Origin of the sequence: Pseudomonas sp. MF6767, from assembly GCF_016405475.1 — a bacterium.
GTDB lineage: Bacteria > Pseudomonadota > Gammaproteobacteria > Pseudomonadales > Pseudomonadaceae > Aquipseudomonas > Aquipseudomonas paracarnis.
Map to the genome: position 1 here is coordinate 187,774 of NZ_JAEKCY010000002.1, position 25,799 is coordinate 213,572.

At 60.2% G+C, this 25,799-nt stretch carries 24 protein-coding genes; 10 read left to right on the forward strand and 14 right to left on the reverse strand.

Annotated features, from left to right (window positions below):
* The first annotated feature begins 144 nt into the window (after positions 1 to 144).
* Complete coding sequence (locus tag JFT58_RS04175; protein WP_034127718.1) at positions 145 to 405, forward strand: hypothetical protein; 261 nt, start codon at positions 145 to 147, stop codon at positions 403 to 405.
* Positions 406 to 471: 66 nt separating this feature from the next.
* On the opposite strand, the gene JFT58_RS04180 is transcribed toward JFT58_RS04175, so the two are convergent.
* Genes JFT58_RS04180 through gnd form a run of 3 tightly spaced genes read right to left on the reverse strand, consistent with a single transcriptional unit; the run spans position 472 to position 3,796 of the window.
* The gene (locus tag JFT58_RS04180) at positions 472 to 1,296 is read right to left on the reverse strand and encodes a Cof-type HAD-IIB family hydrolase (RefSeq protein ID WP_034127719.1); all 825 of its coding nucleotides are present in this window, start codon (positions 1,294 to 1,296) and stop codon (positions 472 to 474) included.
* Entirely contained in the window at positions 1,293 to 2,816 is a 1,524-nt protein-coding gene (gene zwf, locus JFT58_RS04185) for a glucose-6-phosphate dehydrogenase (RefSeq protein ID WP_103299562.1), read from the reverse strand. Before zwf ends, JFT58_RS04180 begins: the two co-directional genes overlap by 4 nt.
* Positions 2,813 to 3,796 carry a phosphogluconate dehydrogenase (NAD(+)-dependent, decarboxylating) gene (gene gnd, locus JFT58_RS04190; protein WP_019817573.1) on the reverse strand — a complete coding sequence of 328 codons (984 nt, stop codon included), beginning with the start codon at positions 3,794 to 3,796 and terminating at the stop codon, positions 2,813 to 2,815. The genes zwf and gnd overlap by 4 nt, the downstream gene beginning before the upstream one ends.
* Before the next feature lie 259 nt (positions 3,797 to 4,055).
* On the opposite strand from gnd, the gene JFT58_RS04195 reads away from it, so the two are divergent.
* The 4 genes from JFT58_RS04195 (at position 4,056) to JFT58_RS04210 (ending at position 8,851) form a co-directional block, all read left to right on the forward strand.
* Complete coding sequence (locus tag JFT58_RS04195) at positions 4,056 to 4,232, forward strand: DUF6026 family protein (RefSeq protein ID WP_198834001.1); 177 nt, start codon at positions 4,056 to 4,058, stop codon at positions 4,230 to 4,232.
* Positions 4,233 to 4,389: 157 nt separating this feature from the next.
* Positions 4,390 to 6,132 (forward strand): phosphoethanolamine transferase CptA, encoded by a 1,743-nt coding sequence (locus JFT58_RS04200; RefSeq protein ID WP_032892095.1) that lies wholly within the window; start codon positions 4,390 to 4,392, stop codon positions 6,130 to 6,132.
* A 128-nt stretch (positions 6,133 to 6,260) separates the two neighbouring features.
* Positions 6,261 to 8,498 carry a TonB-dependent siderophore receptor gene (locus tag JFT58_RS04205; protein WP_054897792.1) on the forward strand — a complete coding sequence of 746 codons (2,238 nt, stop codon included), beginning with the start codon at positions 6,261 to 6,263 and terminating at the stop codon, positions 8,496 to 8,498.
* Between the two features lie 140 nt (positions 8,499 to 8,638).
* Positions 8,639 to 8,851, forward strand: coding sequence for a hypothetical protein (locus JFT58_RS04210; RefSeq protein ID WP_034127722.1), 213 nt, complete (start codon positions 8,639 to 8,641; stop codon positions 8,849 to 8,851).
* Between the two features lie 100 nt (positions 8,852 to 8,951).
* On the opposite strand, the gene JFT58_RS04215 is transcribed toward JFT58_RS04210, so the two are convergent.
* From JFT58_RS04215 to JFT58_RS04240, 6 genes are all read right to left on the reverse strand, one after another.
* Positions 8,952 to 9,443, reverse strand: a complete 492-nt coding sequence (locus JFT58_RS04215; protein WP_034127723.1) for a GNAT family N-acetyltransferase — start codon at positions 9,441 to 9,443, stop codon at positions 8,952 to 8,954.
* A 165-nt stretch (positions 9,444 to 9,608) separates the two neighbouring features.
* Positions 9,609 to 10,715: a cell division protein ZapE gene (gene zapE / locus JFT58_RS04220; RefSeq protein ID WP_198834300.1), complete on the reverse strand. Its 1,107-nt coding sequence runs from the start codon at positions 10,713 to 10,715 to the stop codon at positions 9,609 to 9,611.
* A gap of 582 nt (positions 10,716 to 11,297) precedes the next feature.
* The gene (locus JFT58_RS04225; protein ID WP_032901662.1) at positions 11,298 to 12,749 is read right to left on the reverse strand and encodes an efflux transporter outer membrane subunit; all 1,452 of its coding nucleotides are present in this window, start codon (positions 12,747 to 12,749) and stop codon (positions 11,298 to 11,300) included.
* Positions 12,746 to 15,922, reverse strand: a complete 3,177-nt coding sequence (locus JFT58_RS04230; protein ID WP_034125681.1) for an efflux RND transporter permease subunit — start codon at positions 15,920 to 15,922, stop codon at positions 12,746 to 12,748. Before JFT58_RS04230 ends, JFT58_RS04225 begins: the two co-directional genes overlap by 4 nt.
* Positions 15,919 to 17,085: an efflux RND transporter periplasmic adaptor subunit gene (locus JFT58_RS04235; RefSeq protein ID WP_054897789.1), complete on the reverse strand. Its 1,167-nt coding sequence runs from the start codon at positions 17,083 to 17,085 to the stop codon at positions 15,919 to 15,921. Before JFT58_RS04235 ends, JFT58_RS04230 begins: the two co-directional genes overlap by 4 nt.
* Positions 17,086 to 17,402: 317 nt before the next feature.
* Positions 17,403 to 17,840, reverse strand: coding sequence for a DUF3995 domain-containing protein (locus JFT58_RS04240; RefSeq protein WP_054897788.1), 438 nt, complete (start codon positions 17,838 to 17,840; stop codon positions 17,403 to 17,405).
* 93 nt (positions 17,841 to 17,933) lie between these two features.
* Between JFT58_RS04240 and JFT58_RS04245 the strand changes: the two genes are divergently transcribed.
* Both JFT58_RS04245 and JFT58_RS04250 read left to right on the forward strand, forming a co-directional pair.
* Positions 17,934 to 18,323, forward strand: a complete 390-nt coding sequence (locus JFT58_RS04245; RefSeq protein ID WP_034125684.1) for a DUF2946 domain-containing protein — start codon at positions 17,934 to 17,936, stop codon at positions 18,321 to 18,323.
* 91 nt (positions 18,324 to 18,414) lie between these two features.
* Positions 18,415 to 20,541 (forward strand): TonB-dependent receptor, encoded by a 2,127-nt coding sequence (locus JFT58_RS04250; RefSeq protein WP_054897787.1) that lies wholly within the window; start codon positions 18,415 to 18,417, stop codon positions 20,539 to 20,541.
* A 157-nt stretch (positions 20,542 to 20,698) separates the two neighbouring features.
* Here JFT58_RS04250 and JFT58_RS04255 read toward each other — a convergent pair whose 3' ends face one another.
* On the reverse strand, positions 20,699 to 21,706 hold the full coding sequence (locus JFT58_RS04255) for an ABC transporter substrate-binding protein (RefSeq protein WP_054897786.1): 1,008 nt from the start codon (positions 21,704 to 21,706) through the stop codon (positions 20,699 to 20,701).
* 131 nt (positions 21,707 to 21,837) lie between these two features.
* Positions 21,838 to 22,287, reverse strand: a complete 450-nt coding sequence (locus tag JFT58_RS04260; protein WP_052199932.1) for a hypothetical protein — start codon at positions 22,285 to 22,287, stop codon at positions 21,838 to 21,840.
* 394 nt (positions 22,288 to 22,681) lie between these two features.
* Between JFT58_RS04260 and JFT58_RS04265 the strand changes: the two genes are divergently transcribed.
* The 3 genes from JFT58_RS04265 (at position 22,682) to JFT58_RS04275 (ending at position 23,609) form a co-directional block, all read left to right on the forward strand.
* On the forward strand, positions 22,682 to 22,957 hold the full coding sequence (locus tag JFT58_RS04265) for a hypothetical protein (protein ID WP_032872432.1): 276 nt from the start codon (positions 22,682 to 22,684) through the stop codon (positions 22,955 to 22,957).
* 110 nt (positions 22,958 to 23,067) lie between these two features.
* Positions 23,068 to 23,298, forward strand: a complete 231-nt coding sequence (locus tag JFT58_RS04270; RefSeq protein ID WP_034125688.1) for a hypothetical protein — start codon at positions 23,068 to 23,070, stop codon at positions 23,296 to 23,298.
* Positions 23,299 to 23,366: 68 nt separating this feature from the next.
* The gene (locus JFT58_RS04275; RefSeq protein ID WP_034125689.1) at positions 23,367 to 23,609 is read left to right on the forward strand and encodes a DUF2789 domain-containing protein; all 243 of its coding nucleotides are present in this window, start codon (positions 23,367 to 23,369) and stop codon (positions 23,607 to 23,609) included.
* Here JFT58_RS04275 and JFT58_RS04280 read toward each other — a convergent pair whose 3' ends face one another.
* The 3 genes from JFT58_RS04280 to JFT58_RS04290 form a co-directional block, all read right to left on the reverse strand.
* On the reverse strand, positions 23,610 to 23,813 hold the full coding sequence (locus JFT58_RS04280; protein ID WP_034125690.1) for a hypothetical protein: 204 nt from the start codon (positions 23,811 to 23,813) through the stop codon (positions 23,610 to 23,612). It abuts the gene before it with no gap.
* A gap of 157 nt (positions 23,814 to 23,970) precedes the next feature.
* Entirely contained in the window at positions 23,971 to 24,375 is a 405-nt protein-coding gene (locus tag JFT58_RS04285) for a TraR/DksA family transcriptional regulator (protein ID WP_003191666.1), read from the reverse strand.
* A gap of 390 nt (positions 24,376 to 24,765) precedes the next feature.
* The gene (locus tag JFT58_RS04290) at positions 24,766 to 25,788 is read right to left on the reverse strand and encodes an ABC transporter permease (protein WP_003191668.1); all 1,023 of its coding nucleotides are present in this window, start codon (positions 25,786 to 25,788) and stop codon (positions 24,766 to 24,768) included.
* Between the last annotated feature and the right edge of the window lie 11 nt (positions 25,789 to 25,799).

The following is a 25,799-nucleotide window of genomic DNA, read 5'->3' on the forward strand; positions in this document are numbered from 1 at the left end:
ATGACGTCAATCAGGGAACGTTAAAATTTCTTGCCCTAGCATGTGACCCGCACCCCACCATCGTGCATCAGTACAAGTAACCCACCGCACGGTCCGCCCAACCGCCGGTACTCACTTGAATGGGCATACAGAGAGAAGACCCAAATGAACGCTCCGCTGCGCATCAACGAAGCTCTTTTGATTGCAGACCGTGCCTTCCAGCCTTTTCAATGCGTGGCCTGGCACGATGGCGTTGGCGCCCTCAGCCTGAGCGTCATCGACCGCACCAACACCCGCATCGGCAGCAAACAGTTGCCGTCGACTGCCTATACCGACCCGGCCCAACTTGAAAACCTGCTATTGCAGGCCCGTGCCGAGCTCGATAAAGATGGCCACCAGTTGCAACACTGGGCGATGCCAAAGTAATGCAATGCAGCAACTTCCAGCCCAAGTAAAACTTGAGCTGGAAGTTGTACAGTCATACTTGCACGCTTAACGTGCGGCGAGAATAAAGCGTTCGAACGCCTCGGCAGCGCCGTCCTCGACATTGCTGCCGGTCACCACATTGGCCTGGCGCTTGACGGTTTCTTCGGCCTGGCCCATGGCGATCGACAACCCCGCCACATGAAACATCGCCGGGTCATTGCCACCGTCTCCAATCGCAGCCGTTTGTGCAAGCGGTACGCCCAGGTGTTCAGCCAGGGTTTTCAAGGCTTCGCCTTTGTTGGCCAGCATCGCGGTCACGTCCAGATACACCGGCTGCGAACGCGACACCTGGGCCAACCCCTGCACTTTCGGCTGCAATTGCGCTTCCAGCTCCACCAATAACTGGGTGTTGTTGCTGGCGGCGACGATCTTGTCGACCCTGTCCAGGTAAGGCTCGAAACTCTCCACCACTACCGGCCCATAGCCCAAGCCATCGGCTTCGCGCTGCACCATGGGCCCGGGCGGATCACGGCGCAGCCAGTCGCCATCGGCAAACACCCAGACTTCCACGTCCGGCTCGGCGGAAAACAGCGCCAGGGTGATGAGTGCAGCTTCCGCCGGCAGATGATGAGCAACCAGGATGCTGCCATCCGGGTTGACCAACGTACCGCCATTAAAGCCAGCCACCGGCACATCGATGCCAAAGGTCTCGATCAAATGCCGCATGGCCTTGGGCGGACGCCCGCTGGCCAGGCTGAAAATCACTCCAGCCTCACGCATAGCGCGAATGGCATCGGCGGTGCGTTGGCTGAGGCTGTGGTCGGGATGCAATAGCGTCCCGTCCACATCACTGAGGACAAACCGGATGGGATGAATCGTCACGTCACTCATCCGAGGCTATGCCAGGCGCGGCCATCGCGGGCCAGCAAGGCATCGGCCGCCGCTGGGCCATCTTCACCGGCCTTGTAGGCCTGGATACCATCATCTTCCTTCCACGCATCCAGGAACGGCTGAACCGCACGCCAACCGTTCTCGATGTTGTCGGCGCGCTGGAACAGGGTCTGATCGCCGGTCATGCAGTCGTAGATCAGGGTTTCGTAACCCGTCGACGGCTGCATCTCGAAGAAGTCCTTGTAGTCAAAGCCCAATTCGATATTGGCCATCTCCAGGGTCGGCCCAGGCTGCTTGGCCAACAGGTCGAACCACATGCCTTCGTTAGGCTGGATCTGGATTTTCAGGTAAGTGGGCTTGAGTTCATCGACTTCGGTATCGCGAAATTGTGCATAAGGCGCCTGCTTGAAGCAGATCACGATCTCGGTGTCGCGGATGCTCATGCGCTTGCCGGTACGCAAGTAAAACGGCACACCGACCCAACGCCAGTTATCAATCATCACTTTGAGCGCGACGAACGTCTCGGTGCTGCTGTCCGGCGCGACGTTGGCTTCTTCGCGATACCCGGCCAATGGCTTGCCAGCGATTTCGCCAGCGGTGTATTGGCCGCGCACCGAGTTGGCCCGCGCATCCTCCAGCGACCAGGGGCGGATCGCACCGACCACTTTGGCCTTCTCACCCCTCACCGCGTCGGCACCAAAGGCTGCCGGCGGCTCCATGGCGACCATTGCCAGCAGCTGGAACAGATGGTTGGGCACCATGTCGCGCAAGGTGCCGGTTTTTTCGAAAAAATTACCCCGGGTTTCAACGCCGACGGTTTCAGCGGCAGTAATTTGCACGTGATCGATGTAGTGGTTGTTCCAGAACGCTTCGAACAGCACGTTGGAGAAACGGCTGACCAGGATGTTCTGCACCGTCTCCTTGCCCAGGTAATGGTCAATGCGGTAGATCTGCTTCTCGCTCATCACCTTGAGCAGGCAGGCGTTGAGCGCCTCGGCGGTGGCCAGGTCGGAGCCGAACGGCTTCTCGATAACTACGCGCCGAAAGCCCTCGTCCGTTTCATTCAACAAACCGGCACTGCCCAGGCGCTGCACCACTTCACTGAAGAAGCGCGGTGCAGTGGCGAGATAGAACACCGCATTGGCGGTGCCGCTGTCAGCGATCTTGCTGGCGATATCGGCATAGGTGCTGTCGTCGAGGAAATCGCCCTCGACGTAGCTGATGCCCTTGGCCAGTTGTGCCCACAACGCGGGGTCGAGGGCGTTCTCGGCATTGCCCCTGACTTTGCTGGAGGCTTCGGTACGTATGAAGTCCTCGAGTTTCTTGGCAAAGTCCGCATCGCTGATGGCGTTGTGATCAACGCCGACGATACGCAGGCCATCACCGAGCAACCCGTCACGGCTGAGGTTGTACAGCGCAGGCATGAGCAAGCGCTTGACCAGGTCGCCATGGGCGCCAAACAGAAACAATGTGGTGGGTGGAGCAGGTTCGGCCTTGGGTTTCTTGCCGTTGGCGGTCATTTTTTGGAAGTCTCCACATGGCCGCCAAAGCCGAAGCGCATGGCAGACAGCATTTTGTCACCGTAGGTGCTCTGCTGGCGGGAACGGAAACGCGCGAACAGCGAGGTCGACAACACCGGAACCGGCACCGCCTGCTCCATGGCTGCTTCGATGGTCCAACGGCCTTCACCGCTGTCGGCCACGGAGCCCGAGTAGCCGTCGAGTTTCGGGTCGGTGGCCAAGGCGTCGGCGGTCAGGTCCAACAGCCAGGACGACACCACGCTGCCACGACGCCAGACTTCGGCGATGTCGCCAACGTTGAGGTCAAAGCGCTGGTCTTCCGGCAGGTTTTCCGAGTTCTTGGTCTTGAGGATGTCAAAACCTTCGGCAAACGCCTGCATCATCCCGTACTCGATGCCGTTGTGGATCATCTTGACGAAGTGCCCGGAACCCGCTGGGCCGGCGTGAATGTAGCCCTGCTCGGCACGTGGGTCGGCAGAGGCCGAACGGTCCTTGGTGCGCGGAATGTTACCCAGGCCCGGCGCGAGGCTTTTGAAGATCGGGTCGAGGCGATTCACGGTCTCGGTGTCGCCACCGATCATCATGCAATAGCCACGTTCCAGGCCCCAGACGCCGCCCGAGGTGCCCACGTCCACATAGTGCAGGCCCTTTTCAGCCAGGGCCTTGCCGCGACGCACGTCGTCCTTGTAGTTGGTGTTGCCGCCGTCGATGATCACATCGCCGTCTTCCAGCAGTTCGCTCAGTGCGTTGATGGTGTCTTCAGTGGGCGCGCCCGCCGGCAACATGACCCAGACAGCACGGGGCTTTTGCAGGCCGGCCACCAGCGCTTTCAAGTCGGCGACGCCGGTGGCGCCCTCCTCGCTCAAGGCTTTGACGAAGGCTTCGTTACGGTCGTATACAACGGTGGTATGCCCATTGAGCATCAGGCGCCGCGCAATGTTACCGCCCATGCGGCCTAGTCCGATAATCCCCAGTTGCATGTGCTGATGCTCCTAACTTCTAAAAAATGTGTGACATAGTTTATAGCGCAATGAGGCTAATGAGGGTTAGTCCAGAGCGGATCCGTGTAGTTTCATGGCAAAAAAGTTGCCATCGTTTCACCATCACCCCGGCAAAAGTCACACGACCACCAAAAATAAAAAAGTTCCCTTGCTGCGAAAAAGAATTCAAACTTGCTTCCGACTGTTGCCAGAAACCAGTTTTGGCACCGCGATCTACCGGCTATTTGCGAGGTAAGCAATGAGCACAGCACAGATGACCCGTCCGCCACAGACCCTCTACGTCACCCTCCGTCGCGATGAACTGCGCCAGTTGAAAGACGAGCGCGATCAGTTGCAACAGGAAGTCCTGCGCCTGCGCTTGCACCTTCAAGCCCAGCTCGATCAGCCGTCAGATGCCAAGCCAGTCCTGTGCTGAAGTCTTGGCCGAACGCGTTGTAAGGCAATACCTACAGAAAACTCACAAAGTTTTCACATTCCCCTCTTGATACTCCCGTTCCGCGATGCCGCTCACTTCCTGGGCGGCCCGATGTTGCGCGCCTGCGCGCGACAATCTTTTTCTGATGGGGCGCTGGATGGCGATGTTCAAACGCAGCACGACGACTGCGAAAGGCTTTGATTGGGCCGGCCTTGGCTGGTTATTCCTGTTTTTCTGGTATTTCTCGGGTATTACCCAACTTCTTATCCAACTGACCGGCACCTCCGGCTTCAGTGGCTTCCGCCAGGCCTTCTTCATGAGTGCGCTGTGGCTGGCGCCGATGCTGCTGTTCCCGCGTCGTACGCGCCTGCTCGCCGCCTTGATCGGCGTGGTGCTGTGGGCTTGCTCCATGGCGAGCCTGGGTTATTTCTTCATTTACCAGCAGGAATTCTCCCAGAGCGTCATCTTCATCATGTTCGAGTCGAACATCTCTGAAGCCGGCGAATACGCCACCCAATACTTTGCCTGGTGGATCGTGCTGGCGTTCATTGCCCACACCGCCTTCGCCATCTTCCTGTGGACGCGCTTGCGCCCGGTGTATCTGCCTCGCGGCCAGTCGATCGTGGCAGCCATAGCCATCGTCCTGGCGGTGGTGGGCTACCCACTGGTCAAGCAGATCGCCACCAGCGAAACCATGGAATTGGCCATCGATCGTTTCGAAACCCGCATCGAGCCTGCCGTGCCTTGGCAGATGATCGTCGCCTATCGTCGCTACACCGAGCAGTTGGACAACATGCAAGGCATGCTCACCAGTGCAAGCAAGATCCCGCCCTTGAACAACCTCAAGGACAGCATGGCCGGCCAGCCGTCCACACTTGTCTTGGTCATCGGCGAGTCGACCAACCGCCAGCGCATGAGCCTCTACGGCTACCCGCGCAACACCACGCCGGAGCTGGACAAGCTGCGCGACCAACTGGCCGTGTTCGATAACGTCATCACCCCGCGCCCCTACACCATTGAAGCGCTGCAACAGGTGCTGACCTTCGCTGACGAAGAAAACCCGGACCTGTACCTCAAGACACCGTCGATTGTCAGCGTGATGAAACAGGCTGGCTACAAGACCTTCTGGATCACCAACCAGCAGACCATGACCAAACGCAACACCATGCTCACGACCTTTTCCGAACAGGCCGACGAGCAGGTGTACCTGAACAACAACCGCAACCAGAACGCCCGTCAGTACGACGGCGATGTACTGGCGCCGTTTTCCAAGGCCCTGGCCGATACCGCCGAACGCAAGTTCATCGTGGTGCACCTGCTGGGCACCCACATGAGCTACCAGTACCGCTACCCGCAGACCTTCGACAAGTTCACCGACCGCCAGGGCGTGCCGGCGGGTGTCAGCGATGCGCAGTTGCCGACCTATAACAGCTATGACAACGCGGTGCTGTACAACGACTTCGTAGTCTCCAGCCTGATCAAGGACTACGCAAAGACCGACCCCAACGGCTTTTTGCTGTACCTCTCGGACCACGGCGAAGACGTGTTCGACTCGGCCGGCCACGACACTTTGGGCCGTAACGAAGGCAAGCCGACCGCGCCGATGTACACCATCCCGTTCATGGCCTACGCCTCGCCAAAATGGCGCGAAAGTCACGACTGGAGCTTCGCCGGCGACTTGCAGCGGCCTTACAGCAGTTCGCAGTTGATCCACACCTGGGCCGACATGGCAGGCTTGAGTTTCGATGAGCTGGACCACAGCAAGAGCCTGGTGAGCGACAGCTTCAAGCCACGCCCCCTGTTGATCGGCAACCCTTACGAGACCAAGCAGAAGGCACTGATCGACTTCAGCCTGATCAAGCCCAAGAAGGCCGACGGCGCCGAAGTGGTGGCCAAGTAAGCCAGGGCCTTGTAACAGAAAGATAACAATCATTCTCGTTTGAGCCTAAAGTTCCGCAGTTCCTTTCGTCTTTGAACCAAGCCCTCCCCGCCTGGGGAGGCATCAAAGACGACAAGGAGTCTGCAGCGATGTTTGCGCCCTTCACCCGTTCCATGACCTTCACCCTCGGCCTGTTCAGCCTGGCGCTGAGCCCGGATTCGCGGGCCGACCCCGCCCCCGATACAGCCCCCGCCAAAGCCCTGGAACTGGGCGCGACCACCATCAGCGCCGACGGCCTGGGCGCCACCACCGAGCACACCGGCGCCTACACTACTGGCTCGATGAGCACCGCCACGCGGCTGAACCTCTCCGTCAAGGAAACCCCGCAATCGATCTCGGTGATCACACGCCAGCAGATGGACGACTTCAATCTCAATACCCTGACGGATGTGTTGCGCCAGACCACGGGCGTCAACGTTCAGCATTACGACTCCGATCGTGTCTACTACTCCGCCCGAGGCTATGGCATCAGCAACTTCCAGGTTGACGGGATGCTCAACACTTTCGGCTACATGAAGACCGACGCCGACACCATCATCTACGACCGCATCGAAGTAGTGCGCGGCGCGACGGGCCTGACCACGGGCGCAGGCGACCCTTCGGCCACCGTCAACATGGTGCGCAAGCGCCCTACCGCCCAGTGGCAGGCCAAGACCGGCATCAGTGGCGCCAGCCATGACAACTACTACAGCTACGTTGACGTGGGCGGCCCGCTGGCGTTCGACGGCAAACTGCGCGGGCGTAGCGTGCTGGCTTACCGCGACAGCAAGTCTTTTCGTGACAACTATGGGCTGCAGCGGGCGGTGGGCTACGGCATTCTCGAGGCTGACCTTTCCGACGATACCGTGCTGGCCGCAGGCTTTGATTACCAGGACAAACAGGTGCAAGGCACGTCTTGGGGCACCGTGCCCTACTGGAACAGCCAGGGCGGCAAGGCCAGGCTACCCCGCTCCACCAACATGGCGGCGCACTGGAGTTCCTGGCCGCTGACCGACAAGACCACCTTCGCCACCCTCGACCATCGGCTCGGCGGCGACTGGCACCTGAAGGCCGCCTATACCCATCGCCAGAGCGACACCGATGGCAAGGTGTATTACGGCGGCGCCGGTTTCCCCAACCCCGACCGCAGCGGCATGACGGCTTGGGCCAGCCATATGCGCGGCACTTCGCGCATGGAGGCCATCGACCTCAACCTGGCCGGCAGCTACACGCTGCTGGGCCGCGAACACGCGCTGATGATGGGCTATGGCGAAGCCGCACAACGGGATGTCTCGCCCTTCATGCGCAGCGACCTGCCAGCCAGCTACTACCCCATTCAGGACTGGAAGCACATGGGCGGCATCAGCAAGTTCACCGACCAGGTGACCGATCTGAAAGGCGAGCACAGCAAGAAACAACAGAAAGCCGGTTACCTGGCCACAAGGCTGAGCCTCACGGACCGCTTGCACGCCGTACTGGGCAGCCGTTACGGCAGTTGGGAGCTGGAAAGCGCAGAGCCCAAATACGATGCCAACGACCAACTGACCGCTTCGGGCAAAACCAGCCAGACCCACAATGATATGTGGACGCCCTACGCCGGCCTGCTCTACGACATCACGCCGCAGTACACCGTCTACGCCAGCTATACCGACATCTTCAAACCCCAGGACTACCGTGATGCCAACAAGAAGTACCTGGAGCCCGTGGTCGGCAGTAACTACGAAGTGGGCCTCAAGGGCAGTGTGCTGAACGAGCGTTTGAACCTGGCCGCCGCGTACTTCTGGAGTACCCAGGACAACGTCGCCGAGCGGGATGACTCAGTCCCGCCCAACCCAGTCACGGGAGAGGAGTACTACAAATCCGGCGGCAAAGGTAACAAGGTCAACGGCTTCGAGCTGGAAGCCGCCGGTGAAATCACGCCGGACTGGAACCTGTCCGCCGGCTACACCTACACCCATTCGGTCAATGGCTCTGACAAACGCAACAACACCAGCCAACCCTTGAACCTGGTGAAGATCTCCAGCGCCTATCGCCTGCCGGGCGCCTGGCGCAAACTGACGGTGGGCGGCGCCGTGAACTGGCAGAGCGAAACCTACGACTTCAGCAACCGCCCGACCGGGCAGCGCAACAGCGAAGGCCGGCCAATAACCACACGGGCGAAAATCACGCAACAGGGCTACACCGTGGTCAACCTGATGTCGCGCTACCAATTCGACGAACAGGTTTCGGCGTCGGTCAACGTGAATAATCTCTTTGATAAGAAATATTACGAGCGCGTGGGTTTTTATAACGGGGTGTATTGGGGCGAGCCGCGTTCCGTCACGCTGGCGTTGGATTGGAAGTTATAGCCTCGCACGTTGAAGTTAACAAAACTGTTAACTTCAACGGCATCTCCCGTTAATTCCCACTTAATAAGATAACGCCATAGTCGCTCCATGATCTGATCACGAAGCGACCAGACACCTATCACTTTAATGGGGATACCACTATGAAACTCTCGACCTTGATGCTGGCCAGCCTGATGACCCTGACCTCTGCCGCTGCCTTTGCAGAGGGCGGCGCAGAGCGCTCCAAGGAGTTCTACAACAACTTCAGCTTCATTCAGGAAAAAACCCACGGCAAGGCTGAGCAACAAGTTGCCAGCGCCGATGGCAAGTCGGTCAAGGCCGACACGGTTGAACAGGCGCAACCGAACAGCTGAGTTAATGCTTACTTAATCCGTAGCACCCTGCGCCATTCTGCTCCGTTGGCAAAGGTTTATTGGGCGCCATTTAATGGCGCCTTTTTTTGCCGGTTATTTATTACAACGGTTTATTCCAGAACAACATCCGCCCATGGGCCGGATCAAACACTGAGTCGTCAAAACCAAACTTGCGGTACGCCGCCTGCGCCAGAGTATTGCCTTCCAGCACTTCGAGGGTAATCTTGCAGCAACCGCGCTGCCGGGCGATTTCCTCGACCTTTTGCAGCATCTTCTGGCTCAACCCCAACCCCCGAAACTGCTCTTTCACCACCACATCATGGACATTGACCAAGGGCCGGCAGGCGAAGGTCGAAAAGCCCTCGAAACAATTGACCAATCCCGCTGGCTCCCCCCCGACGAACGCCAGCACACTGAACGCGTGTGGGCGCTTGGCCAGTTCGGCTGGCAACTGCTGCAAGAGATCGGCTGGCAGGCTGTGGCCGCCGCCCATCGGATCTTCAGCGTAATGGTTGAGCAACAGGCCAATGGCGTCGGCGTGCACGGCGTTGGTATAGCTGGCTTGCAGCACCAGGATGTCTGGGGTGTCCATTTCCTTCCTCGATAGCGACAACCAGGGAATCGTTTCCCTTTGAGAGCTGCGATTGTAAGCGTGGAGTCGGCAGTAGATGAAGGAGATAAGCGACAAATCGCTGACAGAAAATGCGAAGGTTGCGCGCATCAAAGCGTGCAAAGAGCTTTGGAGCGGCGATTTTTCCTAGGTGGCGAAGCGTTCCAACTGCATCTCTTGCAGACGGCTCAGGGTGCGGCGGAAAGGAAACTCCAGGTAGCCTTCGGTGTACAGGCTGTGCAACGGCACCTCGGCGTCGATAAAGAGTGGCACTTTGCGGTCGTAGCATTCGTCCACTAACGCGATAAAACGCCGTACGCTGTCGTCATGCACCGACAACTGTGGCAACTCTCGATCCCCGGCTACTACGCGCTCGGCGCTGTCCTCAGTGCCACGCGCAATCCGGCCCGGGCGTTTCTGTGCACTGAGGTTGGGGACGTTTCCTAGCAGGATGGCGTGGAAGCGATCACATAACAGCATGAAATCCATCGCGGCCAGGGGCTGCTCACACAGGTCGGCATAGCGACACCAAAGCACGGTGTCACTGGCCTGCACCGTCATGATGGTGCGGTACCCTACGCTTACCACCCCGCTGGTCACGGTTTGGCCTTGGCTCAACTGTCGGAACACCGCCGCCAGTGCCTCGGGCTGATTCACCCAATAGCGCTGCATGCCCACGCCGGGATGCAAGCGATGATCTTCGCCACCGTCCACGGCCACCACCTGCATATGCTGCTTGAGCGCGTCGATACCCGGCAGGAAACGCTCACGGTTGAAGCCACCGGCATACAACTGGTCGGGCGGCTGGTTGGACGTGCACACCATCACCACACCCTCTTCGAACATCACTTGGAACAGGCGGCCGAGAATGATCGCGTCACCGATATCATTCACAAACAATTCATCGAAGCACAGCACGCGCACCGCCTGGCTCAGCTCCCTGGCCAACGCCTGCAAGGGGTCCTGGGTGCCCGTGAGCTGGAATAAGCGCTGGTGCACCCACGCCATGAAGTGGTGAAAATGCTGGCGCCGCGCAGGCACGCGCAAGCTTTGGTAGAACTGGTCCATCAACCAGGTCTTGCCACGCCCCATCGGGCCCCACAGGTAAACGCCGGCAATCGACGAACGCCCTTGATGCAAGGCCTCGTGACAGGCTTGCAAGGCTTGTACCGCCCGGCGCTGGGCGTCGTCGGCGACGAAACCTGGCTGGGCGATGGCATGTTGGTAAGCGGCGAGAGGCGAGTCGAAAGTCATGCTTGCCAGTATGACGGACGCAGAGCTGTCCAGGCGCGAAATCTTGGCCTGTTTGCCTGAGGCGAGGATGAGTATTTGCACAACGCTATAGCGGTAGACGGTAACCACGATGCGAAGCGAGCCGCTCTTGATCTTGCTCTTGATCTGCTTTTGATCTTAAGCGCCCCGTTAAACCACGCTGGCCGGAATTCGACAGGGATTTGGGGGGTAAACCGGCAGGGATGCCGGTTTAGCCGCCCCGCGCCATGGATGGCGCGTGGCGGCGGCCCCCCAAATCACTGGCGGATTACGGGCACACCGAGCCTGGGCGAGGTGCCGAGTGGTGGGGCAAGAGCCCTTTTGGTTACTTTTGGCTGGGCCGGCATTCCGGGCTCTTTTCCAAAAGTGACCCGCTGTAAGAGCGGAACCCTAAGTGGCCGTTACCGCAGGAATGGATATGTACTCGGTCTGACACCTGTGTCGGCTGTCAGGCCGCTATCGCAGGCAAGCCAGCTCCCACATTTGGATCGTTGGGGTGTCGGGTAGATAGGCGTCGGCTGGCGGGCCGCCTTCGCAGTTCAAGCCAGCTCCCACAGGTCCACATTAGCGCAACACCGTAGCCCCCTTGCACGCCTGCCCCGCCCTCTCACAGATCTCCCACCCACCACCCAGCGCCTTATAGATCCCCACCACCGCCAAGCGCTGTTCCGTGCGCGCCGCCGTCAACGCCCGGCGGCTGGTGAAGTCCGCGCGCTCGGCCTCAAGCACATCCAGGTACACACCCTCGCCTTGCGCAAACCGCTCGCGCGCAAAGCTGGCTGCCTCACGGTTGGCGGCCGCCTCCAACAGCCGCAAGCCCAGGGCGTTGCCGGCCGTACGGTTGGCCTGGAACGCATCATCGGTTTCCTGCAGGGCCCGCAACACGGTCTGGTCATAAGCGATCAATGCCGCCTGGGTGCGTGCCTCGCTGGCGGCAATCCGCGCTCGTACGCGCCCGGTGTCCAGCAGTGACCAGCGAATCACCGGCGCGATAAAGTTCGACTGCATGCCCGCATCGCCCAGGGCGCTGAGACTTCCGGCCAGCAAACCGATGGAACCCTGCACCTGGATATCCGGATACAAGCCAGCGGTTTCCACGCCAATCTGCGCGGTCGCAGCCGCCAGCGTGCGTTCGGCCGCGGCAATATCGGCACGGCGCGCCAGCAAGCCGGCCGGGTCTCCCACCTGCAACGTGCGCAGGTTCAAGGTTTCACGCCCAGGCCGGGCCAGCGGTGGCTTGAACCCCTGGGGCGCTTGCCCCAGCAGCACCGCCAGCGCGTTGGTTGACTTGGCGCGACGTCGCTCCAGGTCAGGCGCTACCGCCTCGACATTGCGCAACAAGGCCTCGGCACGCAGCCGGTCGAATTCGGTGGCGGCGCCGACGCTGACCATCTGCCCCACCAGGCCCAGGCTGTCGCGCTGGCTCTGGCTGATATCCGCGACCACCGCCTGTTCGGCTTCGATCCCTTGTAGCTCGAACCAGGTTGCCGCGACCGTCGCCGCGACGCTCGCTTGCACGCTGCGCAGCAACGCCTGACGCGACCCCGCCTGGGCCTGGGCCGCCTCCACCGAGCGACGCACGCGCCCAAACAAGTCGATTTCCCAGGCTGCATCCACCGCCGCACGGGTGGTTTCAATAGAGCGCTGCTCGCCGAAGGGAGTCTCGACCTCGCTGCGCTGGCGGTGCTCGTAGCCCAGGGCGGCGCCGCCGCTGGGCAGGAAGCCTTGACGGCTTTCGCGCAACAGCGCCTTGGCTTCGTCCAGGCGTGCGGCGGCGATGCCGATGTCGTGGTTGGCCGCCAGTGCCTGTTGGATCAATTGGCTCAATGCCGGCTCGTCAAACACTTGCCACCACTGCACTTCGACCTCGCCCGGACCAAGCCCGGCGATGGGCGCGCCGAAGCTCGTCGCCCGCTGCGCAGCGGGCAGCACTGGCGCGGAATAATCCGGCCCCACCGAGCCGCAACCGGCCAACAGGGTCAACGACAACAGAAAAGCTGGATACGCCTGTTTCATGATGCGCTCTCCTTTAGCTGCACCGTCGGACTCGCCCCCTGACGCTGCACGCGCAGCGCCAGGCTGCGCATCACCACATAGAAAACGGGCGTCAGGAACAGACCGAACAGCGTCACGCCCAACATCCCGGCAAACACCGCAACCCCCATGGCATGGCGCATCTCGGCCCCGGCGCCACTGGCAAACACCAACGGGACTACGCCGGCGATAAACGCCAGGGACGTCATCAAAATAGGGCGCAGGCGCAATTGGCAGGCGTGGATCACCGCTTCCAATGGGCTGGCGCCTTCGGCTTCAAGGCTGCGGGCAAACTCGACGATCAGGATGGCGTTCTTCGCCGCCAGGCCCACCAGCACCACCAACCCGATCTGCACGAACACGTTGTTGTCGCCCTCCACCAGCCACACGCCGAGGATTGCGCTGAGCAGGCACATGGGCACGATCAGCAACACCGCCAACGGCAGCAGCCAACTGTTGTACTGCGCGGCAAGGATCAGATAAGCCAGCAGCACACACAGCGGGAAAATAAACAGGGCCGATGACCCGGCGAGCTTTTGCTGGTAGGTCAAATCTGTCCATTCATAGGTCACGCCCTCGGGCAGTACCTCCTGGGCCAGGCGCTCCATGAGCGCAACCGCCTGCCCGGAGCTGACCCCAGGCATCGCGCCGCCAGAGATATCCGCCGAGGGATAGCCGTTGTAGTGAATCACCCGGTCAGGCCCGGAGCTCGGCGTGACCGTGACAAACGCTGATAACGGCAGCATGTCCCCGGCGGCATTGCGCACCTGCAGGCGGCCAATGGCTTCGGCCTGCATGCGATGGTCCGCGTCGGCCTGGGCCGTGACTTTGTAGGTGCGGCCAAACCGGTTGAAGTCGTTGACGTACAGCGACCCCAGATAGACCTGCAGCGACTCGAACACATCCGCCAGGCGCACGCCCTGGCTCTTGACCTGGGTGCGGTCGATGTCGACATTCAGTTGCGGCGCATTGACGTCCAGGCTGGTCATCAGCCCGGCTACCTGGCCTGACTCAGTGGCTTTGGTCATCAGTACCTGGGTCTGCTGCACCAGCGCCTCCAGCCCGACGCCGCCACGGTCCTCGACCTGCAGCTTGAAGCCCCCGGTTACCCCGAGCCCCGGCACCGGTGGCGGCGGGAACACGCCGAGGAAGCCGTCGGGGATGCTCGCAAACTTGGCCTGCAGACGCCCGGCGATGGCGACCGCCGCCATATCCGGCGAGGTGCGCTCTTTGAACGGATCAAGCATGACGAACATCACCGCCGCATTCGGAACGTTGACGAAGCCGTTGACCGACAGTCCCGGGAACGCCACGACACTCTCGACCCCCGGCTCATCCAGGGCGATTTTCGACATTTGCCGCACCACCGCATCGGTACGCTCCAACGAGGCCGCGTTCGGCAGCTGGGCGATACCGACCAGGTAGTACTTGTCTTGCATCGGCACGAAGCCGGCCGGTACCGCGTTGAAGCCGAACCAGGTCAATGCGAGCAAGCCGCCGTAAGCCAACAGCGCCACGCCACGACGGCCGACGACCTTGCGCACAGTGTTGCCATAGGCTTGCGGCGCACGCTGGAACGGCCGGCCCAGTACCTCCAACAGCCGTGCGGCACGACCACGCAGGCTGCGCGGGTCATGCACCACAGCGGCATGCCGTGGCCGCAGCAACAGGCCGGCCAGCGCCGGGCTGAGGGTCAACGAGTTGACCGCCGAGAGGATGGTGGAAATCGCGATGGTCAGCGCAAACTGCCGATAGAACTCGCCTTGCAGGCCACTGAGAAACGCGGTGGGAATGAACACGGCCGCCAGCACCGAGGTGATCGCAATGATAGGGCCGGTGACCTCGCTCATCGCCCGTCGCGCAGCCTGCATCGGCTCCTCGCCGTTCTCGATATGCCGCTCGACGTTCTCCACCACCACGATTGCATCGTCGACCACGATGCCGATCGACAACACCAGGCCGAACAGCGACAAGGTATTGAGGGAGAAGCCCATCAGGTGCATGACCGCAAAGGTGCCGATGATCGATACCGGCACGGCCATCAATGGAATCAGCGACGCGCGCCAGTTGCGCAGGAACACCACCACCACGATCACCACCAGCAGGATCGCTTCCATCAGCGTGATGGCCACCGACTCCAGCGAAGCGCGCACAAACACCGTGGGGTCATAGGCAATCCGCGACACCAACCCCTCGGGGAAGTTGGTTTGCAGACGCTGCATGGTATCGCGCACCGACTGCGCCACATCCAGCGCGTTTGCCCCAGGGCTCTGGATGATTTGCAAGGCCACCGCAGGCTCGCCGTCCAACAGGCTGCGCAGCGCATAGGCATCGGCCCCCATCTCGATACGTGCTACATCGCGCAAGCGCGTGACCTGGCCGTTATCGCCGGTGCGGATAATGATATCGCCGAACTGCTCTTCATCCGTCAGGCGCCCGAGGGTATTGACCGTGACTTGGAACGCCGCAGTGGAATCCGGTGCCTGGCCGACCGAGCCGGCCGCCACTTGCACGTTCTGCTCGCGCACGGCGGTGATGACATCGCCGGCGGTCAAGCCACGGGCGGCGATCAGGTCCGGGTCGAGCCACAGGCGCATGCTGTATTCACCCGCGCCCCACACCAGCACATCGTTGATCCCCGGCAGGCGCGACAACTCATCGCGCACCTGCAGGTAGGCATAGTTGGAGATGTAGAGCGGGTCATAACGTTGGTCGGGGGACAGCAGGTGGACCACCATGAGGATGTCCGGCGAGGTTTTCTGCGTGACCACGCCCAGGCGCTGCACCTCTTCGGGCAAGCGCGGCAACGCTCGCGACACACGGTTCTGCACCTGGATCTGGGCCATGTCCGCATTGGTGCCCTGGGCAAACGTTGCGGTCAGGATCATGCGGCCATCGGTGGCCGACTGCGAGGTCATGTAAAGCATGCCCTCAACCCCGGTGATCACCTGTTCCAGCGGCGCCGCCACCGTCTCGGCAATCACCTGCGGGTTGGCCCCCGGATACGACGCCGTCACTTGCACCGTGGGCGGCGTGACGGCGGGATATTCGCTCAACGGTAAATGGAAGAAGGCCACGATGCCGCCGATCATCATCAACACCGACAGGACAATGGCGAAGATCGGTCGGTCAATGAAAAAGCGTGGGAAGCTCATTGCACGCCCCCCACCGCCAGCGGTGCTTCAAGCGGCTTGCCCTCGATGCTGGCAGCCAGTGGTGTTACCTGCATGCCGGGGCGCACCAGGCCTTTGACGACAATGCGCTCGCCCGGTTGCAGGCCCTGTTCGATGACCCGCAGGCCGTCGACCACCGGGCCCAGTTCCACCGGGCGGTACTCGGTCTTGTCGCCCTCACCGACAACCAGCACATAACGGCGGCCCTGGTCGGTGCCGATGGAATGGTCGGCAATCAACACCCGGGGTTGCGCCGAGCCGGTATCCAGCTTGACCTTGGCGAACAGCCCCGGCGTCAAGCGCCCATCCCGGTTTTCCACCACCGCACGCACGCGCACCGTGCCAGTCTTGCGGTCAGCCGAGTTGGCCAGAAAATCCACGCGACCGGCCCGTGCATAGGTGGTGTCGTTGAGCATCGCCACCATGACCTTGGCGGCTTGGTCGTCCTTGGACCCGGCGTGCTGCCGCGTCGCCGCCAGCGAATGCAGGTAAGTGCGTTCGTCCACATCGAAATACACATGCAAGGGGTCGATGGAGACAATCGTGGTCAGGGGTGTTTCCCCGCGGGTCACATAGTTGCCTTCCGTCACCAATGCGCGGTCGATGCGCCCGCTGATAGGCGCGGTGACGCGGGTGTAACTCAGGTCCAGTTGGGCCGTATCCAACGCAGCCCTGGCGGCCTCCACCTGCGCTCTGCCGGCGTTCAACGAAGCAACGGCGGTGTCGAGACGATCACGTGCCACCACCTTCTTGGCATATAACTGCTCGGCACGGCCATGCTCGGCCTGGGCCAGCAACGCATTGGCTTCGGCCTCGCGCAGACGTGCCTTGGCTGCGTTCACTGCCGCCTGGAACATGCGCGGATCGATCACAAACAGTTGACTGCCCTTGGCCACGAACTGCCCTTCGGGCACGCTGACACTTTGCAGATAGCCACTGACTCGCGGGCGCAATTGAACCTGGTCGATGGCGGTCAACGAACCGGTGTACTCCACAAACGGCGTCACCGCACGCGCCACCACCTGGGCGACCGGCACGCCGGGTGGCTTGGCTGCTGCAGCTGGCGGCGCATTGTCCGAGCATCCGCCGAGCATCAATGCTACGGCCAACGCCCCGGTAATGAGGCTTACTGGTTTGGTGCACATCGTTCACCCTCCTTGGAATTTTCAAGACAAACCGACACGTGGGGTTTTTATCCGGCTTGCCATACTGGGAAGGTCAAGCGCTATAAAACCGGGGGGTGTGTTTTTGTCTGGGAAATACTTGGAGGTGAATCAAATGGCGGCCACAGGGGCTTGGTGGCGCTCGGGCTTACCTGTCGAGCGTGGTTGAAGGTGGGAGCTGGCTTGCCTGCGAAGGGATCAACCCGGTTTGGCTGGTAGACCGAGGTGTCTGCATCGCAGGCAAGCCAGCCCCCACATTTGGATTGCGCGGTGTCAGCCAGGTATCTGTGGGCTCAGGCTCAGCTCCACGCCACCACCAGCAAGCCGGCGCCCAACACCAGGCACAACGGCGAATAGAAATAGGTATCCAGGCGAGCAAACCTCGACCCGCCGACCTTCTTGAAAAACCCCACCAGCTCCGAATCCCCAATCGCCCGGGCAAACATCAGCACGGCAATCGCGCTGATACCCCACTGCAACGCCCCGTGGGACACCGGCGAGAAATACAGCCCGGCGCGCAGACACACGAGCAAGGCAATCGCCACCAGCCCCATCGCCACCAGAAAAGTACCCAGCGCCGACGGCTTGAACGCCGGTCGCGGCCCGCAGGCAAACTCTCCGGGCAGTTGCGGGATAGCGGCCAGGCTGCCGAGCTTGCCACCCGCAGCCCAATACAGGTGCACCATGCTGATGAAGGTAAATACCCCGACGATCCACCGCGCAATCACAAAGCTCATGGTCGGCGCTCCATAAAAATGTGCGAATGAGGATAGTCGCCCTGAGTTTTTTTGCAGGCATTTCGTCGGTCGCTGATGATAAAGTGCCGCCCCATGAAACTCGCCCGTGCCGACCGCTCACTCATTGCCTGGACGCTCTACTGCTGCGTCCTGTTCAATGTGTTCGCCTGCAGCATTGGTCATGGGCAGATGGTGGGGATGCAGCTCAACGGCATCAGCGGCCAGTTCTGTACGGTGGACCCACGTACCCAGGCGCCCCTGCCCAGCAATTCTACGGATGAGAGCCTGCCAACGCTGTCGAAGGCGTTTGGTTGCCCGCTGTGTTCTACCGGCGGCATGGGCCCGGCGCTCAACTCCCACCTGAATGTGGCAGTCCTGCCGCAACCCCATGCGCCACCCGCAGCGGTGGTGCTCGCCGCCGACATTCCCGCCCGCTTCACCTGGCCTGCGGCTAATCCGCGCGCGCCACCTGCCTTCGCCTGATCCCTGCGCGTTCTGATCTGCACCGCTTCGTTTCCGTAAGGAGTACGGGGAGCAGTGCGTTGTTTTCGAGCCAAGTTTTCAGGATTCAACCATGAAACATTTACCCCTGTTGGCGGGCCTGTTCGGCTGCCTGCCTGTTTGCGCCTCGGCCCTTGAGTTGGCGCCAACCACCATTGACGGCGAGCAAAGTGCCGAGCCTGGGCTGGCCCTGGACCAATCCAGCGGCATGGCCTCGCGCCTGGGCCTGAGCGTGCGGGAAACCCCGGCGTCGGTGGCCATTGCTAACCGCAACGATATCGAGCGCCACGGCGCCAAGACCTTCCGCGATGCGGCCAATACCCTGCCCGGCGTCAACGCCAGCGCGCCGCCTGGGTTTGGCGGGTTTGTCTCGTACCGAGGGTTTACCAGCAGCCAGATCACCCAGATGTTCAACGGCATCAATGTCGCCACGGGCCTGGCGCGACCGGTGGATGCGTGGATCTATGACCGCGTCGAACTGGTAGGCGGCCCCTCCTCCCTGATCAACGGCGCAGGCTCAGTGGGTGGCTCGCTGAACTACGTGACCAAGCTGGCAAGCCGCGAGGAACAGGCCATCGAGGGCCAACTGAGCTATGGCAGTTACGACACCGCCGGTATGGCGTTCGGCCTCAACCATGCGCTGACCGAACCCGGCACCGAGGTGCAGCACTACGCCCGCCTGGATGTGAGCCGCAACACCAATCACAGCTACATCGACCGCGACCAGCGCGATGCCTGGAGCGTGGCGTTTTCCCTGCTCAGCGACCTCACCCCGAACCTGTCCCACACCCTGGCGCTGGAGTATCAGGACGAGCATGAAGACAGCCCGTACTGGGGCACGCCGGTACTCAACCCCAAGGCCGGTGAGCTGAAGATCGACAAGCACAACCGCTTCAATAACTACAACGTTGCCGACGGCCGTTATGAGCAACGTACGATCTGGGCACGCTCGATCATCGACTACCGGATCAACGACAGCACCACACTGAAAAACACCCTCTATCACCTCGACAGCCAGCGCGACTACCGCAACCTGGAGACCTACCAATACAACGCCGACAACAGCGCGGTGAACCGCTCGACGGCCTATCAGGTGCGGCATCAGGGCGAGCAGAACGGCAACCAGTTCGAACTGCGCCATGACACGAGCGTCTTCGGCCTCGCCACCACTTGGTCCGGCGGTTTTGAGTACAAGATCAACAGCACCACTAACAGCCCGTTGAACGTGCCGGGCAAAAGTACCGTAGACCCGAACCACTACAACCCGGGGCACTTCTATGATATTCCCGGTACCCGGCCAGGTTTCGTCAAGGACAAGACCAACCAGGTGACGACCAAGGCACTGTTCGTGGAAAACCGTCTGGGACTGACGGATAAGCTCTCGCTGCTGACTGGCCTGCGCTATGACGCCATCGATCTGGACGTGACCAACCATCGTACGATCACCGCCACCAACCCGCGACACTTCAAGCGCAGTTGGGAGCCGGTAACGGGCCGGGTGGGCCTGACCTATCAGTTCATCCCCTCCGCCAACGTCTATGTGCAATACAGCACCGCCGTCGAACAGCCCAACACCACTACCCAGGTGTTCGACGTGTCCACCGGCAAGCAATGGGAAATCGGCAGCAAGTTCGATTACCTGGAGGGCCGCGGTTCCGCCACGGTCGCCGCGTACAGGATCGAACGCAAGGACTTCGCCGTCACCGACCCGCTGGACCCGACCAGCAGCATCCCGGTGGGCGCGCAGTCGTCCAAGGGCATCGAACTGGCCAGTTCGTTGCGCATCACGCCGAGGCTATTGGCCGAAGGCAACTTCGCCTGGGTGGACGCGCAGTACGATGAGTTCAACGAGAAAATCGCCAGCGGCGCCGTGGTGTCGCGCAAGGGCAATACGCCAACCAACGTGCCCAAGCGCGTGGGCAACCTGTGGTTGACCTATGACTTTGCCGAGAATTGGCAAGGCGGGGTGGATGCGCGTTATGTCGCTCAGGTGTATGCGGACAATGCCAACACCCAGACCGTACCGGCCTATACGCTGTTCGGCACCTTCCTGCGCTATAAGGTGGATGCGCATACCTCGGTAACCGGGCGCGTACGTAACCTGACTAACGAGGTGTATGCCGAGTTTGCCCATGTGTCGCCGGCGTACTATCTGGGATCACCGAGGACCTTTGAGCTGGCCGTACAGACCAAGTTCTAACGCTGCAACGACCGTTGACTTGAAATGCAATTGAATGTGGGAGCTGGCTTGCCTGCGATAGCGGTGGGTCAGCATAAAAATATGTTGTCTGACACTCAGTCATCGCAGGCAAGCCAGCTCCCACATCTTGATCTTCGCTCGATACAAAGACCGCCGGTTACTTGAGGCTCGCCTCGACCTTCTGCGCCACATCTTCCGTCAACCAGGCCTTCCACACCTGCGGATGTTCCTTGAGAAACGCCTGGGCCACCTCCCGAGGCGGCGTGTGGTGCTCGCTCATCGTCGCCAAGGCTTTGTTAAGCGGCTCGATGGGAAACTCGACCTTCTCGAAGAACTGGGCAATCTGTGGATGTTCCTGCTGGAACGGCGTCGACACGCCAATGCTCAGCTTGGAAGCCAATGAGCGTGTCGGCTTCGGGTTCGGGTTGTCTGCGTCAGTCAGGGTCTTCCACGCAGCTGCATCAAATGGCGGTTCTTCCAGCTGGATCAATTTATAGCGCCCCATCAACGGGGTCGGCGACCAGTAATAGAACAGCACGGGCTTGCCCCGGCGAATCGACGAGGCAATCTCCGCATCCAGCGCCGCCCCCGAACCGCTGCGGAAGTTCACGTAGCTGTCGTCCAGGCCATAAGCCTTGAGTTTCTGTTTGTTGACCACTTCGGAGGTCCAGCCAATGGGGCTGTTCAGAAAACGCCCCTTGCCCGGAGATTCAGGGTCTTTGAACACGTCCTTGTAGCGCGCCAGGTCCTGCACGCTTTTGAGGTCTGGAGCCAGGGGTTTTAGCCCTTTGGAGGGGTCCCCCTTGACCACGTATTCCGGCACCCACCAGCCTTCGGTCGCACCTTTGACGATATCGCCCAGGCCCGCCACCTTCCCTTCGGCTTCAGCCTTGACCCACACCGGGCTGCGGCCTGCCCATTCCTCGCCGATCACCTGGATGTCATTCTTGGCCAGGGCGGTTTCCAGGGTAATGGTGGTACCAGGCAAGGTGTCGGTGGGCAGGTCATAGCCCTTCTCGACGATAAAACGCAGTACTTCAGTGATCAGGCTGCCGCTTTCCCAGTTCAGGTCGGCAAAATGCACCGGTGCCTGGGCAGCCGATACCGGCAATGACAGACTCAGGGTCGTCAGGCCCGCCGCCAGCAGTGACTTCAATCCTTTCATGCCTGTGCACCTCGCGTTTTCGCAGTCATGGCGAACGGCTTTGCTGCGAATGCGCGAAGCCTCTGAATAGTTAAGTCAACTCAACTGTAGTAGAGGTTCCAAAAGACAAAGATGCACAGCGTATTTATCGCCTACTCGCTGGCCTTGAAGGTCACCAGTTCACCCTTGCGCCACTTGGCGGCTTTGCCAGTCACGGCCTTCAGGGTCTTGGTCAACCCTTCCTGCAATTGCTCATGGGCGGCGAATACCAGCATCACGCTGTGGCCTTCCTTGAACACAATACCCTGGCCTTCGTTCGACGACACAAAGGCATAGTCGCCGAGGCCGTAGACGGTCAACTTGATATCGCGAAACCTCAATTCGAACTTGCCACCTTCGCGGCTGGGCAATACCGCTGCGCGAAAATGGTCACCTACTTTGAGTTCCAGACGTGGCTTGTCGTCCACGACCAGCGCCGTTTCGGTATCGATTTCGGCGATATAAATACCTTCCGGCGTCTGTTCAGTGACGTAGACAAACCGAGATTGAAACTGCTTGACCAACTTTGCGCGCAAATCACCCAGCACGAATAACGCGTGCATATCCAGATTACTGACTGCCAAGGAAACGCCCCCACATCAAAAAAGCACTGACCGCCAAAGCGAACAGCACAAAAAATGGCCGTTACGACACGATACAGAGTCATTAAAAAACTGAAGAGAACTCGTAAGGCTAGTACAAACCTCAACGGCGGACCTCATGGGAAGTCAACCGCTATACAGCAAATCACAGGTTCAACGACCCGAGAATACGGGTCTGCCGACTTCAGAGAATAACCCAGTTAAAAATGCAGTTTTCCGACACCCCAACACAAAAAAACATCTGGGCATGGAACCAGTCACGAACTACCGACGACAATACTAGAACAGCAACCAGGGTGAAAACCACCCGAAACAATGCAGACAAGCTATCAGGATCGATCGACAGGAGCTGAGCATGCAACGACGTCAACACGACGCTACGTCTTTCCACACTCGTTCACCATGTCCCGACGAACAGCAATACTACTGCCTGCTGAACCTGAATGGGTACTCCAATTCGGTGCTTTACCAAGTTGTACCCGCAGGAAAGAACTTTTTTCATATTCTTGAAGTGCCCAGCGGCAAGATCAAGGGGTTTCGCAGCGATCACATCAAAGCCTGCGAACTGGCCAAGTCCCTTGAAGCCAAGCTATACGCCTCAGGCGGCGGAATCGTTTCGTCGCCTGGATGACTTTACCGCGCCACTGCCCCTCAACAACTGCCATACTGGCCTGTCCATGGAAGTTTGCCCCCCGCGGGTCAGGTTTCATCAACGCAGTTACCTTGAAGGGAAAGCCATACGTGACGGAATTTGATATTGGCGAATTTATTATCCACGGCGATGCGAGGGAAGTAGACGGTGAGTTTCAAGCGGTCATCATCATGCGAGCCAAACCACCGCTGAACAAGGTCACCGCGCACCAGGTGGAGAAAGACCGCTGGTTCAAAACCGCCGACGCAGCGGCCGTGGCTGGCAAAGAGGCGGCCAAGGCACTGAAAACTGCCGTGGATTGCGGCGCGCTCAATACCTGACAATCCGATAGAACTCTGGCGTGCCCTGCCCCTCACATGCATGACGATAAGCCCGCATGGAGAACGCTATGGACACCACCACCCCAACCCTTGAAACCCTGTTCGAACAACTGGGGCTGGATTCCAGCCAGGAAGCCATCGAACGTTTTACCGCCGAACATCGACTGCCCGATGATGTAAAACTCATCGACGCGCCATTCTGGAGCGAACAGCAGGCGAACTTCCTCAGGGAACAATTGCAGGTCGACGCAGAATGGGCTCCCGCAGTGGATGACCTCAATGCGCTGCTGCATGAGCCTCCCCGCGCTTGATCAATGCAGGCTGTCTGACGCTTCCCTGCGCAATAGCGCTTGCCAGGCAGCCTGGCATTCCTGCGCCTCGTCCCGGCTGGCGAATGCAGTGCCGCGCTGCTCACCGTTGAGCAACACCACCCAGCAAGCTCGCTGGCCCAGGGCTCGCAGGGTTTGGGGTACGCCACTGCCGATCATTACGGCCACATCGACTTTGTTTTGCATGGAGCTTCTCCGCAGCATTAGTTAGCTGGCTAACAATGTTGGCCATGCTACGGCTTTATTCCAGTTGGAAAAAGCTATCCACGGAATAGCTTCATTGCATAAACAGCAACAATGCCGATCCAGGGCGGCCAGCTAGAGAGCCGCCCCCTTCACCGCATCAGGCTTGACGCTGGTGCTTGTCGATCTGCTCGTGGCGCTCTTGCGCTTCGATGCAGTACTTGGTGGTAGGACTGATCAGCAGGCGCTTGAGGCCGATAGGCTCGCCGCTGTCGTCACACCAGCCAAAGGAATCTTCCTTGATGCGTTCCAGAGCACGCTCAAGTTGCGGCAGCATGCGCTGGTCGCGGTCAATGGCGTTTACCAGCCAGGTGCGCTCTTCTTCGACAGAAGCCGCGTCAGCCGGGTCGGCCGGGGTGTCCAGGCTCTCAATGGCGATACGGTTCTGCTCAATGCGCTCGTGGTGCTCCACCTTCATGTCTTGCAGCAACTTCTCGAAAAAAGCGTGCTGTTCGGCATTCATGTAGTCATCCGCCGGCATGGCCAGCAACTTTTCCTTTGTCATTGATTTCTCTATAAAAAATACGTGCATTAAGGCGAATTAGGGAGCGTTCCGGCCGACCTGTGCAGGTCTCGGAAGGGCGCCATCCATTCCAAGCGCCACCCGGCACTCAATTTACGAGGGGCGGCAGTCTAAGGCCGACTTGAGGGCGCAGCAACTGAAAAGACAGGCATTTTTTCCCGATCAACCCCCAAAAGCACCAGGACGGGCTTGGCGAACGGTCATCGGAGTGCGTTTATAGCAAGAAATTCAGTGTTGTGGAGCTATATAGAAGACAAACGGTTGTAGGAGCGAGCTTGCTCGCGAAGCACTCAAGGACACCGCGTTCAATCAGATAGCCCGCGTTATCTTTGCAGCTTTCGCGAGCAAGCTCGCTCCTACAGGGTTAGGTACTCAGCGCTTGAGCTTGCGCTTGTTGCGGTATTGATCGATCACCACCGCCACCACAATGATCAGGCCCTTGATGATGTCCTGGATATACGCATCCACCCCGACAAAGGTAAACCCGCTGGCCATGACGCCGAGGATCAGCGCGCCGATCACCGTGCCGGTGATGCGCCCTACTCCACCGGCCAGGCTGGTGCCGCCGATCACTGCGGCGGCAATCGCGTCCAGCTCGTAGGACATGCCCATGCCGGCCTGCCCCGTCGCTGCACGTGCCGAGGCCACCACGCCGGCCAGGCCCGCCAGGAGACCGGCGATGCTATAGACGATGATCAGGTGACGCTTGACGTTAATCCCCGAAGTACGCGCCGCCTGCATATTGCCGCCGATGGCATAGGTGTACTTGCCATACTTGGTGTAACGCAGGGCAATGTGGAAGATTACCGCCACCACCAGGAAGATAATCACCGGCATCGCGCCATGGCCGATCGCTGTGTAGGAGTCAGAGAGCATGCTCACCGGCTGGCCTTCGGTGTAATAGCGTGCCAGGCCACGGGCCGAGACCATCATGCCCAGGGTTGCGATAAACGGCGGGATGCCGGTGACCGCGATAATGCTGCCGTTGATTGCCCCCGCTAAAAGCCCTACGCCCAAACCCATCGCCACCGGGATCCACACCGGCAAGTCGGTGAGGGACGGAAACACCGCCCGGGAAAAGTCGGAGGTCTGCGCCAGGCTGGCGGCGATCATCGCTGACAAGGCCAGCACCGAGCCGGACGACAAGTCGATGCCCGTGGTGATGATCACCTGGGTCACACCGATGGCCAGCAGGCCGATGATCGACACCTGTAGGATCATCAGCACCAGACGCTGGGAGTTCATCAGAAAGCTCTGGTCGCGCACGATCCAGCCGAACAATTCAAACACCAGGCCGATACCGATCAGCACCAGGAAGATACTCAGCTCGGTGGGCATGCGTCGACGGTTCTTGACCGGCGCGGTTGCCGGCTTGTTGTCTGTTATTGCGTTCATAACCCATCACC